Annotated in this window: 18 protein-coding genes and 1 tRNA gene; 7 read left to right on the top strand and 12 right to left on the bottom strand. The window is 70.3% G+C overall.

Going from position 1 to position 12,509, the window contains the following annotated elements; genetic code table 11:
* Positions 1-9: 9 nt before the first annotated feature.
* Complete coding sequence (locus tag ML5_RS00585; protein ID WP_013473386.1) at positions 10-423, top strand: ASCH domain-containing protein; 414 nt, start codon at positions 10-12, stop codon at positions 421-423.
* On the opposite strand, the gene ML5_RS00580 is transcribed toward ML5_RS00585, so the two are convergent.
* From ML5_RS00580 to ML5_RS00565, 4 genes are all read right to left on the bottom strand, one after another.
* Complete coding sequence (locus tag ML5_RS00580) at positions 420-1,331, bottom strand: LLM class flavin-dependent oxidoreductase (RefSeq protein WP_013473385.1); 912 nt, start codon at positions 1,329-1,331, stop codon at positions 420-422. The two genes, ML5_RS00585 and ML5_RS00580, sit on opposite strands and share 4 nt — an antisense overlap.
* A 21-nt stretch (positions 1,332-1,352) precedes the next feature.
* A complete protein-coding gene (locus tag ML5_RS00575) occupies positions 1,353-2,405 on the bottom strand; it encodes a MerR family transcriptional regulator (protein WP_013473384.1) in 1,053 nt (350 codons plus the stop codon).
* A gap of 76 nt (positions 2,406-2,481) precedes the next feature.
* Positions 2,482-3,048: an NUDIX hydrolase gene (locus ML5_RS00570; protein ID WP_013473383.1), complete on the bottom strand. Its 567-nt coding sequence runs from the start codon at positions 3,046-3,048 to the stop codon at positions 2,482-2,484.
* Positions 3,049-3,080: 32 nt separating this feature from the next.
* The gene (locus ML5_RS00565) at positions 3,081-3,974 is read right to left on the bottom strand and encodes a LysR family transcriptional regulator (protein WP_013473382.1); all 894 of its coding nucleotides are present in this window, start codon (positions 3,972-3,974) and stop codon (positions 3,081-3,083) included.
* Positions 3,975-4,062: 88 nt separating this feature from the next.
* On the opposite strand from ML5_RS00565, the gene ML5_RS00560 reads away from it, so the two are divergent.
* Both ML5_RS00560 and ML5_RS00555 read left to right on the top strand, forming a co-directional pair.
* Positions 4,063-4,458, top strand: a complete 396-nt coding sequence (locus ML5_RS00560; protein ID WP_013473381.1) for a VOC family protein — start codon at positions 4,063-4,065, stop codon at positions 4,456-4,458.
* Between the two features lie 9 nt (positions 4,459-4,467).
* Entirely contained in the window at positions 4,468-5,034 is a 567-nt protein-coding gene (locus ML5_RS00555) for a GNAT family N-acetyltransferase (RefSeq protein WP_013473380.1), read from the top strand.
* On the opposite strand, the gene ML5_RS00550 is transcribed toward ML5_RS00555, so the two are convergent.
* Positions 5,013-5,624, bottom strand: a complete 612-nt coding sequence (locus tag ML5_RS00550; RefSeq protein ID WP_013283333.1) for a dihydrofolate reductase family protein — start codon at positions 5,622-5,624, stop codon at positions 5,013-5,015. The genes ML5_RS00555 and ML5_RS00550 overlap by 22 nt on opposite strands.
* A gap of 77 nt (positions 5,625-5,701) precedes the next feature.
* Between ML5_RS00550 and ML5_RS00545 the strand changes: the two genes are divergently transcribed.
* Positions 5,702-6,004 (top strand): hypothetical protein, encoded by a 303-nt coding sequence (locus tag ML5_RS00545; protein ID WP_013473379.1) that lies wholly within the window; start codon positions 5,702-5,704, stop codon positions 6,002-6,004.
* On the opposite strand, the gene ML5_RS00540 is transcribed toward ML5_RS00545, so the two are convergent.
* The gene (locus tag ML5_RS00540; protein WP_013473378.1) at positions 5,982-6,527 is read right to left on the bottom strand and encodes a hypothetical protein; all 546 of its coding nucleotides are present in this window, start codon (positions 6,525-6,527) and stop codon (positions 5,982-5,984) included. The two genes, ML5_RS00545 and ML5_RS00540, sit on opposite strands and share 23 nt — an antisense overlap.
* Positions 6,528-6,642: 115 nt before the next feature.
* Between ML5_RS00540 and ML5_RS00535 the strand changes: the two genes are divergently transcribed.
* Positions 6,643-7,380, top strand: coding sequence for a hypothetical protein (locus ML5_RS00535; protein WP_013473377.1), 738 nt, complete (start codon positions 6,643-6,645; stop codon positions 7,378-7,380).
* 12 nt (positions 7,381-7,392) lie between these two features.
* Here the strand turns inward: ML5_RS00535 and ML5_RS00530 are convergent, their stop codons facing one another.
* The 5 genes from ML5_RS00530 to ML5_RS00510 all read right to left on the bottom strand — a co-directional run bounded on the left by ML5_RS00530 (position 7,393) and on the right by ML5_RS00510 (position 9,938).
* Positions 7,393-7,635: a hypothetical protein gene (locus ML5_RS00530; RefSeq protein WP_013473376.1), complete on the bottom strand. Its 243-nt coding sequence runs from the start codon at positions 7,633-7,635 to the stop codon at positions 7,393-7,395.
* 183 nt (positions 7,636-7,818) lie between these two features.
* Complete coding sequence (locus ML5_RS00525) at positions 7,819-8,286, bottom strand: SRPBCC family protein (RefSeq protein WP_013473375.1); 468 nt, start codon at positions 8,284-8,286, stop codon at positions 7,819-7,821.
* Between the two features lie 87 nt (positions 8,287-8,373).
* Positions 8,374-8,808: a hypothetical protein gene (locus ML5_RS00520; protein WP_236619342.1), complete on the bottom strand. Its 435-nt coding sequence runs from the start codon at positions 8,806-8,808 to the stop codon at positions 8,374-8,376.
* A gap of 187 nt (positions 8,809-8,995) precedes the next feature.
* The gene (locus ML5_RS00515; protein WP_013473373.1) at positions 8,996-9,415 is read right to left on the bottom strand and encodes a hypothetical protein; all 420 of its coding nucleotides are present in this window, start codon (positions 9,413-9,415) and stop codon (positions 8,996-8,998) included.
* 449 nt (positions 9,416-9,864) lie between these two features.
* Positions 9,865-9,938 (bottom strand) — tRNA-Gly (locus ML5_RS00510).
* 244 nt (positions 9,939-10,182) lie between these two features.
* Here ML5_RS00510 and ML5_RS00505 point away from each other — a divergent pair.
* Positions 10,183-11,175, top strand: coding sequence for a zinc metalloprotease (locus ML5_RS00505; protein ID WP_013473372.1), 993 nt, complete (start codon positions 10,183-10,185; stop codon positions 11,173-11,175).
* Positions 11,176-11,244: 69 nt separating this feature from the next.
* Here the strand turns inward: ML5_RS00505 and ML5_RS00500 are convergent, their stop codons facing one another.
* The gene (locus tag ML5_RS00500; protein WP_013473371.1) at positions 11,245-11,790 is read right to left on the bottom strand and encodes a pyridoxamine 5'-phosphate oxidase family protein; all 546 of its coding nucleotides are present in this window, start codon (positions 11,788-11,790) and stop codon (positions 11,245-11,247) included.
* A 78-nt stretch (positions 11,791-11,868) separates the two neighbouring features.
* Between ML5_RS00500 and dcd the strand changes: the two genes are divergently transcribed.
* Positions 11,869-12,447: a dCTP deaminase gene (dcd, locus tag ML5_RS00495; RefSeq protein ID WP_013283324.1), complete on the top strand. Its 579-nt coding sequence runs from the start codon at positions 11,869-11,871 to the stop codon at positions 12,445-12,447.
* Positions 12,448-12,509: the final 62 nt, after the last annotated feature.

Here is a 12,509-nt window from a genome sequence, read left to right as displayed (position 1 = left end):
GTCGGCGGCATGTGGCCCCGCATCGGTGGATTGCGCGCACTCGCCCTCGGCACGCCCGGCGAGCTGCGTACCCGGCTCAACACCCTCGTCCTCTCCGGCGCGAAGACCGCCACCGCCGGGCTGGTCCAGGAGTACGACGACGAGAACGAGGAACTGGAGTACGTCGGCGAGCGACTGGTCCTGGTCGACGACAACGACGCGCTCGTCGGCGTCGTGGAGGTCACCGGCGTCGAGGTGGTGCGCTTCGCCGACGTGCCATGGGACTTCGCCCGCGCCGAGGGCGAGGGCGACCGGTCGATCGAGGAGTGGCGCGAGGGCCACGGCGCCTACTGGGCCCGGCAGCGCACCCCGGTCACCGACGACACCCGGATCGTCTGCCTCCGGTTCCGGCTGGTCTCCACCGAGGGCAGCGTCGGCACCTAGCCGGCCCGGCGCAGCTCCGGCAGCAGCGCCGCCGCCTCCACCAGCACGGCCTCGTCGCCCGCGTACCAGCTGCTGGCCCGGGGCCAGTGCGTCACCACGTCGGTGAAGCCCAGCCGGGCCGCCCGGGCCACCTGCTCGGCGAGGAAGTCGGCGCTGGTGAGCGAGAACACCGGCGCGGAGTCGAGCGACAGGTAGCGGTCGAGCGTCGCCGGGTCACGGCCGGCCTGCTCCAGCGTCCGGGTCATCCGGTCCGACAACTCCGCCACCGTGCCCCACCACGCCTCGATGTCGTCGCCGCCGAGCCCGGTGGTGACCCAGCCCTGCCCGAACCGGGCGACCAGCCGCATCGAGCGGGGACCGTTCGCGGCCATCACGAACGGCACCCGGGGCTGCTGGACGCAACCCGGGTTGTTGCGCGCGTCCACGGCGGTGAACCATTCCCCGCGCCAGGTCGTGCCGTCCTCCCGCAGAATCAGGTCGAGCAGCTCGGTGAACTCGGCGAACCGGTCCACGCGCTGCCGGGGCGGCAGCGTCTCGCCGCCGAGCACCGCCGAGTCGAAGCCGATGCCGCCCGCGCCGAGGCCGAGCAGCACCCGGCCGTCCGACACGTCGTCGAGCGCGGTCACCTGCCTGGCGAACGCCGCCGGGTGCCGGAAGTTCGGCGACGCCACGAGCGTCCCGAGCTTCACCCGGGACGTCACGCCGGCCGCCGCGGTGAGCGTCGTCCACGAGTCGAACCACGGTCCGTCGACCAGGTCACGCCAGCCCAGGTGGTCGTAGGTCCAGGCGTGGTCGAAGCCCCACTCGTCCACCTGGGCCCACCGCCGACGCGCTTCCGACCAACGCTGGTCGGGCAGGATCACGATGCCGATTCGCATGATCGCCAGGGTACGACCCGGGCCGGACATCCCGGCCCGGGTCGCGGGGGATCACGCCGCCAGGTCGGCCACCACGCAGGCGATGTTGTCCGGCGCGCCGGCCGCGTACGCCTGCTCGACCAGGCGCTCGACGGCGGCCGCCGGATCGTCCGCCTCGGCCAGCGCGGCGTGCAGCGCGCCCGGGTCCACCACCGCGGAGAGGCCGTCGGAGCAGAGCAGGTAGCGGTCGCCGGGCAGCGCGGTACGCAGCGCCAGGTCCGCCTCCACCTCCGCGCCCGCGCCGAGCGCCCGGGCCAGCAACGCCCGCTGCGGATGCGCCAGGGCCTCGGCCGGCGTGAGCCGCCCCTGGTCGACGAGCGTCTGCACGTACGTGTGGTCCTGGGTGAGCCGGGACAGCTCGCCGCCGCGCAGCAGGTACGCCCGGCTGTCCCCGACGTGCACCAGCGCGAGCCGGGTGCCACGTCGCACGAGCGCGGTGAGCGTGGTGGCGGGCTGGTCGGCGTCGGTGGCGTGCGCGCGTACCGCCCGGTCGGCCCGGTTCACCGCGTCGGCAAGCGCGGCGAGCAGATCGGCCCCCGACGCGTCCGCCTGCTCCAACGGCCGCAGCGCGTCCACCGCCGCCGCGCTGGCAGTGGACCCGGCGGGACCGCGTACGCCGTCGGCGACCGCGAGCAGCGCCGCGCTCGCGTACGCGGTGTCCTCGTTGGAGTCGCGGACCGTGCCGGTCTCGCAGCCCGTCGCGTACCGGAAGGTGGTCTCGGACATGGTGGTGCCCCTCTCGCTGAGCCTGTCGACGAGGAGCGCGACGGCCCGGCCGCGCGCCGCGGTGTCCGCGCTGACCCGCCGCCACCAGGCGTCGAGCGCCTCGGCGGCGGCAGCGGGCGGCAGGCCGCAGACGGTACGGATCTCGGCCAGCGGCATCCCGGCCCGGCGCAGCCCGGCGATCAGCCGTGCGCGGTCCGCCTGCTCCGGCGCGTAGTAGCGGTAGCCCGAGTGCGGGTCCACAGCAGCAGGGGGCAGCAGCCCGCAGTCGTCGTAGATGCGCAGCGCCTTGGCGCTCAGGCCGGTCGCGCGGGCGAACGCGCCGATGGTCAGCAGTCGCACCGTGCCTCCCTCGCGCTCCTCGTGCCGGTCACCGCGACCGGCACCGGTCACGCTGGGCCTTGCCGCAGGGGACGGGTCAAGGCGTCGTTGTCGCCAGTTTGGTCAGCATCCGGCCCAGATGCGGCTCGATCGTGCCGGTCGGCGCCTCGTTCACCTCGGCCGGCGTCCACCAGCGGATGCCCGCGAACTCCACCGGATCGGGCGTGAACCGCTGGTCACGGTCGGCGGACAGCACGTACCAGAGGCTCACGTCGGTGTGCCGGTGCTCGGGCGGGCCGACCGTCTCAGTGACGGTGAGGAACGCCGGGCGCTCGCCGAACGGCGGCGCGAAGACCGCCGCCACGCCCAGTTCCTCCCGCAGTTCGCGGCGCACCGTGTAGGCCGGGTGCTCACCGGGCTCGACGTGCCCGCCGCTGGGCAGCCACATCCCCGCCAGGCGGTGGTCGACAAGCAGCACCGCGCCGTCGGCCGGGTCGCGGAGCAGGAAGTACGCGACCAGGTGCGGCGACGGCGTACGCGGCTTGACCCGGCGGAAAATGTCATCCGTGGCGGCCAGCCAGGCCAGCGCCGCCTCCCGGTGCCGCGCCTCCAGCTCGTCACCCGGTGGCAGTTCCTCGACCAGTGCCCGGATCTCGTCCCGCATCCCGCCGATGGTGCCAGCCGGGTACGACGAGGTCAGTCCGGCGGCAGCGGGTTGGCGTCAGCAGCCGCGCGGACGAACTCACGTACCCGGGACGTGGTGTTCCCGGCCGGCCACACCGGACCGCGACAGATCGGCGGCGCGTCGTGGATCGGCACGTAGGCCACGTCCGGGCGGGCGTAGAACTGCCGGGCCTGCTCGCCCACCGGCAGCACCCCGCGCCCCATCGCGACGAGCGCCAGCATCTCCGAGAAGCTGCCGCCCACCGGGCCCTTCGGCACCGGGCGGCCGGACGGGGTGCGGTCCGGCGTGCGGTCCTGCTTGAACGCGGCCGAGGTCACCGCCGGGTACTGCACCACCGGATGGTCGCCCAGCACCTCCAGCGACACCGACTCCTCGGCCGCCAGCGGATGATCAGCGGCCACCGCGAGCACCCGGCGCTCGCGCAGCAGCACCGGGCCGTTCGCCATGCCGTCGAAGGGGTACGAGGCGATCAGCACGTCGATCGTGCCGTCCAGCAGACTCGACCGGGTGCTGGCCAGCGGCGCCTCGTGCACGTGCACCTCGCAGTCCGGGTGGCGCTCGGTGAACAGGGCCACCGCGCGCAGCAGCACCGGAGCTGTCGACTCACCCACGTACGCCACCCGCAGCTCACCGGTGAGCCCGCGCCCGGCGTCGACGGCCCGCTGCACAGCCGCCTCGATGCCGGCCACCAACGGGCGCATCTCCTCAGCCAGGCGGGCGCCGATCGGGGTGAGCCGCACGACCCGGCTGGTCCGCTCGAACAGCGGCGCGCCGATGCGGCGTTCCAGCTTGCGCACCACATGGCTGACCCGGCCGGTACTCACCCGCAGCCGCTCGGCGGTCCGCCCGAAATGCAGTTCCTCGGCCAGGGTCAGGAACGTCTCGACCTCGTACCGCTCCAGCACCGGAGCACCTCCGTCGTTGCCTGCGGGTCAACGATCGTAGTCCGGATCGGGGTTGGTCCGGACGGCGCGCCGGACCAGGGTTGACGGCATGCACAACCATCTCGTGACGGTGACCGGTTTCGACCACCTCGTCCTCTCGGTGAGCGACGTCGAGCGCTCCCTCGACTTCTACTGCAGCACGCTCGGCCTGGCCCCGGTGCGGGTCGCCAGGTGGCGGGCCGGTGAGGTGCCGTTCCCCTCCGTACGCGTCGACGCCGGCACCATCATCGACCTGATCGAGGGCGACCCGACCGGGTCCAACGTGGACCACTTCTGCCTCGTGGTGGAGCCGGTCGACTGGCAGCGGGTGGTCGACTCCGGCGTCTTCACCGTGCTGACCGGCCCGGTCCCGCGCTTCGGTGCGCGCGGCACCGCCACCTCGATCTACGTCAGCGACCCGGACGGCAACACAATCGAACTGCGCTGCTACCCGGCCGACGCCTAACCTGGTCCGATGCCGGAGCTGGAACGACTCGCCGCCCACCACGCACCCGCCGTGCTGCGGTTCGAGCGGGAGAACCGGGCCTACTTCGCCCGGTACGTCCCCGGCCGGGGCGACGACTTCTTCACCGGGTACGCCGCCCGGCACGCGGCCCTGCTGGACGAGCAGGAACGCGGCACCTGCCACTTCCACGTGCTGGTCGGCGACCACGGCGCCGTGCTCGGGCGGTTCAACCTGGTCGACGTCGCAGGCGGCAGCGCCGAGCTGGGCTACCGGGTGGCCGAACGCGCCGCCGGGCGCGGGCTCGCGAGTGAAGGCGTACGGCGCGTCTGCGAACTGGCCCGCACCGAGTACGGGCTGCGCCGACTGGTCGCCTCGGCGGCCCTGGCGAACCCTGCCTCGCTGGCGGTGCTCAAGCGCGCCGGTTTCGTGCTCGACGGCTCGGAGCGCGGCGATTCGGTGCACGACGGTTCGGTGCGCAGCGGTTCGGTGTCCGGCTGCGAGGTGGATCTGGACGGGGAGCCCGGCCTAAGGCACGTGCTCGACCTCCGCGCGCCCTACGCCGCTGCGTCCCCGTAGGTGGGCGCTCCGGCCGGCTCGTACGTCAGTTGCAGCGTGCCGTGGGCGTGGGTGACCGACTCGGTGAGCCGCAACGCGCTCGGCACCGTCCCCTCGCCGAACAGGCGCTTGCCGGTGCCGAGCACCACCGGGTACACCCACAGGTTGAGCCGGTCGACCAGGCCGAGGCGCAGCAGCGACTGCACCAGGTCCAGGCTGCCGATCACGTGGACCTCGCCGTGGCGGCCGTTCATCTCGGTGACGCGCTCGGCGAGGTCACCTTTTACCAGCGACGAGTTCGTCCAGGTGAGCGGCTCGGCGAGTGTGCGGCTGGCCACGTACTTCGGCACACCGTTCAGCAGGCCGGTGAAGGGGATGTCCGCAGGCGCCTTCGGCCAGTAGCCGGCGAAGATGTCGTACGTCTTGCGGCCCAGCAGCAGCGCGTCCATGCTGCTCGCCTGCTGGAACATCACCGCGCCGGACTTCTCGTCGAGCAGCGGCATCTGCCAGCCGCCGTGGCTGAAGCCGCCCTCGCGGTCCTCGTCGGGCTCACCGGGCGCCTGCGCCACGCCGTCGAGGGTCAGGAACTCTGTCACGATCAGCTTGCCCATGGGTCCGCTCCTCCGGTTTCCGCTCGTCCCCCGTCAGACCCGTCAACGACCCGCAACTCATCGCCGAGGTGTACGTGATGGATTTCGTGGAACTGGTCATCGACGGGCAGATCGACATCGATCGCGACGACCTCGAAGACGCCCTCAACGAGGCTCTCGTCGGGCGCGGCGAGGTGACCGGTGCCGGAACAAGCGAGCACGGCTCCCACCTCGACGTCGACGTCCTTGTGACGGCGGACCGACGAGCCGTCCTGGACGCCGTCTTCGGGGTGCTCGCCGCCTTGGACCTGGGCGACTCCGTCCGGGTCCGGCCCGGCGACGGGCAGACCTGGATCCGTCCGGGCCAGTGGACCCGCTCTACTCGTGCCGGACGAGCCTGAAGGGCACCCCGTCGATCTCCGTGACGTACCCGATCACCGGCACCGGGTTCCTCAGTTCCGCGATCTCGACAAGCAATGCGGTGGCAGTGCCGGCGTAGGGCTCGGGCGGGTCGATCAGGGCGGTATCGCAGACCACCGTCGGCCACTGCTCGGGAGGACCGTCGTCCAGGTGCCAGCAGAGCAGATAGTCGAAGTTCACGGCTCCCCAGACCCGGAGGTCTCCCGGTGAGGTGCCGAAGTGGTACGGGAACCCTCCCGTGCACTCCGCCCTCTTGTTCATCACGTGATGCCAGTTCCGCGCGTACCGGAGGAATTCCGGTACGCCCCAGTCGGAAGGATGAAGCACTTCCAAGAAGCCGATGCTGCCGTGTGGGAAGCGCTCGACGAAGCGTCGGTAGTCCTCGGGAAAGGGATGGCCTGCCGCCTCGGTGAGAGCCGTCCAGTCGATCTCCGTCTCCGTCGCCCCGTCCCAGTCGAACAGGCCGGCGAGTCGATCCACGGTCGGCGAAGCATTCGGTGTCATTCGGCTTCCTCCGGCAGATGATCGTTGGTCGGGTGCACGTCCCACCTCGCCTTCACCGTAAGATCACTCTCTTCGGCAGGCGTACGCCTCCGGAGTCCTCGAAGGCGGATTCGCCATGATCCCCGATCGGACTGAGGTAAGCGACCTCCTGGAGAAGGCGCTGGCGGGTGCGGCCGCCACGTTCCAGGGCATGACGGCGCACCGGCAGGAGTCCAACTGCGAGTGCCACTGGGGCAGCGCGGAGGAACTGGCACTGCTGAAGACGCCGGACGTGCCGCTCGACGAAGACCTGCTCCGTCGCACGTACTGGGCCACTGACTGGCGCTATCCCGGCCCGCTGCTACGCCGGATCCTGCCCCAACTGACCCGGAGCCTCGTGGCGGGCCGCGTGATGCCGATGGCCGGGATGGACAGCCTCGGGTACTTGTTCACCACCGCCCGCTGGCGGGAATGGCCCAAGGGGCAGCGGGACGCTCTGCGGGAGTTCCTGGACGCCTGGTGGCTGCATGCCCTGGTCGAGCCCGATGCGAAGGTGCCCGCTCACGAGGCCCTGGAACTCATCGCCGAGACCACCGGCAAGCTCACCCCGTGGTTGGCTGTCTGGACGGAGTCGCTGGCCGACGCGGTGGCCCGACGACGGCTGGTCACGGCCGTGGAGGAGTGGGTGGACGACCTGGTGGTCGACAGGCTCCCCTGGTCGAGTTGGCACAAGGAGGACACGTGGGGTGCCGCGCTGTCGCTGTGGGTGATACGACATGCGCCGATCCCACTACGGGAACACAACGCGTCGAGCGACGTGCTTGATCACATTGGCCTGCTCGCCCTGCCCTACGCCGATCGGTGGGACAAATAGCCCTCGCGACGGCTACGTCCATGGCGTGGACCGCATCTGGATCGGCTGGTAGGCCAAGGCTCGGTCAACCACCTCGGCAGCCGTCAACTCGGGGTCGCTCCAGTAGATCAGGTTGGAGACGTAGCCGCCTGGGCAGACGAGGTCTCGCTCAAGTTGGTCCAGCCAGCCGCCCAGCTCACCCTCGTCCGCGTAGTCGACACTCATGATCCGCTCGACGAGGGCGATGGCCTCGTCCCGCGTCAGCTCTGCTGCCAAGTCGACGCACCTCACGTCCTTCGTCGACCACGCCGGTCAGCTCTCGAACGGCGATCAGCCCAAGTAGCGCTGCTTTCAATCAGCAGCCTTACCGCGCGAAGGTCCGGCACCACTAGGTGCCACAGGAGTTCTTCGACTCCAGCCAGCTCCGGCCACGCTCGCGCCTGAGAGCAATGGCTGCACCTACCGGCACCGGGGCGCGTGAGCAGCCCAGGCGGTGAGCCGCCGCATCAGCTCCGCGAGCCACGTCCGGTACTCGTGGCGCAACTGCGCATCAACCCCCACCAGTACGCCTGCCGGAAGCTCCGCCCAGATCTCCTGGGTGAGACGGCACGAGTCGGGCCCGAGCGGCACAACGGTGAGCACGCCGCCGCTGGAGTATCCGGAAGTCAACGTACGGGTGACGGCACGACGCCCCGGTTCGACCTCGACGACCTCGTGCATGATCCCCAGTCGACCGTCGGGGCTCCGATGCACGAACGCCTGGATCTCGCCGGCTCCCTTCGGTCCGGGCAGGGTGACGCCGATCTCAATCGAGTCGTCCAGCACCACCAACGAGGCCGGATCCTCCATGAAGCCGAAGGCCGCCTCCGCGCTCGTCGGCAGGTCGACGGTGGCCGTCTCCCGTACCTGGACCCCAGTCGTCGTCACCCTGATCAACCGTAGACGCGAGCGCACGCCGCATTGTGTCAGTCGATCCGTCGACGGTGGGGGCGAGATCAGCGCTACGCGCCCTCGCTAGCGGGCGCCGCCCGGTGCGAACACGGCATAGAAGTACCGAAGGCTGTCCTCCGGACCGTTCTCCAGGCGCTTGAAGGCCTTCGCGATCGGATTGCACCAGCCCTGCCCGGCGAGCTCGACCACCATGGGCCATCCGACGACGGCCAGTTCGTCTGCCGTCGTTGCGCGCCACCGTCCACCCGCATGCCGGGTCAGCACCTCGCCGACATAGCAACCGAACCCGAAGAGAGTCTCTGCCACCTGTCCAGCGGTGAGGCCCTCGGCCCGAAAGCCGTCGAGGATGGCGTCCACGGACGTCAGGCTGTCCGGCGTGTAGTCCAGGTGCACAGCGCTGACCTGGGCCGCTGACACCACGATGTCGCCCGCGAACCGGGCTGCGTTCTCCGGTACGGGCGCGTACTTCAGGCGCAGTTGCATGGTTCCCTCCAGCATGATCAACAGATCGAGATCGCGCGATCGTACCGACGACGGCCGTCGAGCGGCGGCCTCTCACGCGGCTCCCGGAAGATCCACGTGGGTCAGATGCGACAGAGGCGCTCCGCTACCTGCTCGACTGCGAGGCCGCCGGTGACTTCGACAACTTCTCCATAGCCGAGCAAGCCCGATGGAGAGCCGCCTACTACCTGAGCTGACGTTGCTGCGCAGCAGGATCTTGAAGAACTGAGCCGTCGAACCCGAAGTCGGACGGAGCCTGAGAAACCTTCCTCCGAAAAGCGTCGTCGACCAGCGCGCCGACGAGCAGGCCGTCCAGGATCTCTTCCTTCCGGACGTCATAATCAGAACTTCCGTAACTGTCGACCAGTTCCGCGAGGAGGTTCGCGACCTCGCCGAGGTCGAGGTATCGAAAGCCTTCCACAGCACGCCGGAAATCGTCCGGCTCGAGAACTTCCACCGCGAAACCCAGGCCACCACCCATGACAGCATTGAAGACACGGTGTACGTGCGAGAGCTTTTCCACCCCGACGGGCGTGCCGACCGGCACAACGCCCTCGGCCCCGTAGTCCACTGCCTCGTTGAACACGTCATTCATCGACTTCATCAACACTCCCCGATCCCGGAGCACCCTGCCGCGTCTGAGGTGTCCGCCCCAACAAACTGCGCTTCATGGCTCAACCGGAGCAGCCAGCAGCCCCCGCGGAGCCGGAGGTTCTGAGATAAGGCGGCGCTGAAGCACCTGTCAGCTTCACGGGTAGCAGTGCCCTCACAAAGACGCCCACCTCGGGCACCTGCATCATCACCGGAGCGTCAGGCGTCGCGTGGCTCGGCCACGCCCCGGATACCCGGTGTCGCTCGGGGTTGTCGGGAACTGGATCAGGCAGCCGGAACCGCGCCTGGCGGTCACGGTCACGCCGTTCGTGAGGCTGATCAGATCGGCCCACGACGTCCCCTCCATCGCTAGTGGGGCCGCGGCCTACCAACCACGGGACAGGTGGTCCGTGGAACATCGAAGGCCCCGACCGGACTCGCGTCCCGGTCAGGGCCTTCGGTTGGAGCGGGTGACGGGAATCGAACCCGCACTGTCAGCTTGGGAAGCTGATGTTCTGCCATTGAACTACACCCGCAGGCGGCACCACTCTACCTGAAGGTCACCACCCCTGTGCATCCAGGTGCCCGCGCGCCACTTCGGCGAGGTGGCGGTATCGACGAGCGGTTGACCCCGCCACCTCCCCGAGCTGGAGTGGATCAAGCACCAAGGTCGGCAACGTATGGGCGTTCTCAAATGCGTCGATGGGATGTAACGTCTGCCCCACGTTTCCGAACCGGCGTGACACACCCCCTGGCACGCCGTCAGAAAGAGGTGGGCCCATGGGACTCCGTCCCAACCTGCTGACCCGGCGTACCGCCGGTGTCGCGACGTCGACCCTCGCGCTGCTGCTCAGCACCGCCGCCGTCGGCGTCGTCCCCGCTGCTTCGGCCTTCTCGGCCGCCCCGGCCGGCGTCTGCGCCGAGCCGGCCGACGCCCACGCCGACGAACACGCGAACGCGCGCGTCGCGAAGGGCGGCAACGCCAAGCTCGACCCCAACCACCTGACCACCAAGCAGGTCCGTGACCGTGAGGCCGACCTCGCCGCCGCGCAGCGCGAGCGGGCAAGCTTCCGGACCGGCGCCGTCGCCCCGCTGGCCACCGTGACCATCCCGGTCGTCGTGCACGTCATCCAGGAGAACAGCACCCGGGCCGGCGGCAACATCACCGACTCGATGATCAACCAGCAGATCACCGTGCTGAACCAGTCGTACGCGGGCTCGACCGGCGGCGCCGCCACCGCTTTCGGGTTCCAGCTCACGAAGATCAACCGGGTGACGAACCCGTCGTGGTACCCGATCGTGCAGGGCTCCTCCGCCGAGCGCTCGATGAAGACCTCGCTGCGTGAGGGCGGCAAGAACACGCTGAACATCTACCTCGGCGAGCTGAGCAACGGCCTGCTGGGCTGGGCGACGTTCCCGAAGAGGACGCTGGACAAGATGGACGGCGTGGTCGTGCTGAACGAGTCGCTGCCCGGCGGCACCGCAACCAACTACAACCAGGGTGACACCGGCACCCACGAGGTCGGCCACTGGCTGAACCTCTACCACACCTTCCAGGGCGGCTGCTCCGGCTCGGGCGACAGCGTCTCCGACACCCCGGCCGAGGCGTCCCCGGCGTACCAGTGCCCGACCGGCCGCGACACCTGCTCGACCGCCGGCAAGGACCCGATCACCAACTTCATGGACTACACGTACGACTCCTGCATGTACCAGTTCACCGCCGGCCAGGCGAGCCGCATGCTCACCGCGTGGAACGCCTACCGCGCAGCCTGACCGTCGTACCGCGTACCGGTGCCGGCCCTGTCCTCGGACGGGGCCGGCACCGTTTCGTCGTGGGCCGGGTCAGGCGGCCGGGCGGCGGGTGTCGAAGCCGTGCCGGCCACGCCGCCCCTCGGCGGCGAGCGGGTCACGCCGGGCGGGTTCGGCCCCGCGCGGATCGAGCCAGACCCGCACCTGCGGCGGGGCGGCGCCGGGCTGGGCCACCGGATCACGGCGGGTCAGCATCGCCGCCTCGACGGTGAACTCGAACAGCCGCCAGTCGCCCTGCGGTGACGCGCGGCCGATCCGGGCCAGGCGGGCCACCGTGGCGGGGTCGGTCACCGGCCGGGCGCGGCCTGCGACATACGCCTCGTCGTCGCTCTCCTCCGGCGGGAACGAGTGCAGCGCGTAGCGGCCGTCGCGTTCGAGGTCGCGGCGCTTCGGCGAGTCGATGACGAAGCACCAGAGGCCGTCGGCGGTGAACACCGGGGAGACCGGGTGGACCCGGGGGCCACCGTCGGCGCGGACCGTGGCGAGGTAGCCGAAGCCCGGCCCGTACTGCTGCATCAGGAGGCGGATCTCGTCGGCGAGGCGGGGCTCGTCGGCGGCGAATTCGGACCAGGAAGCCATGTGGACACTCTATCGAACACGTGTACGAAGATGTAGTGCGACACGCAGGTCACCGGCACCTGTCGCTATGGTGTTCCGATGCTGCTCTCCGACCGCGACCTGGTCTCCGAGATCAAGGCCGGCACGCTCGCGCTGGAGCCCTTCGAGCCCACGCTGGTGCAGCCGTCGAGCATCGACGTACGCCTGGACCGGCTGTTCCGGGTCTTCAACAACCACCTCTACACGCACATCGACCCGTCGATCCAGCAGGACGACCTGACCTCGATGGTGGAGGTGCCGGAGGGGCAGCCGTTCGTGCTGCACCCGGGCGAGTTCGTGCTCGCCTCCACCCTTGAGGTGATCTCGCTGGGTGACCAGCTCGCCGGCCGGCTGGAGGGCAAGTCGAGCCTCGGGCGGCTGGGGCTGCTGACCCACTCGACCGCCGGCTTCATCGACCCGGGTTTCTCCGGTCACGTCACGCTGGAGCTGTCGAACGTGGCGAACCTGCCGATCACGCTCTGGCCGGGCATGAAGATCGGCCAGCTCTGCATCTTCCGGCTCTCCTCGCCGGCCGAGCACCCGTACGGCTCGGCCGTCTACGGGTCGCGTTACCAGGGGCAGCGCGGACCGACGCCGAGCCGGTCCTGGCAGAGCTGGCGCACCTGGCCGACCCGCTGACGGCGCCCACAGTTGTTAATAGGGGCCCCCTCCTCTACCGGAGGCGTTAAGAGGGGGCCCTT

This window comes from Micromonospora sp. L5 (assembly GCF_000177655.2).
In the GTDB taxonomy this organism is placed as follows: domain Bacteria; phylum Actinomycetota; class Actinomycetes; order Mycobacteriales; family Micromonosporaceae; genus Micromonospora; species Micromonospora aurantiaca.
The sequence above is the reverse complement of the archived record's forward strand: the minus strand, read 5'-3'. Positions and strand labels throughout refer to the sequence as shown.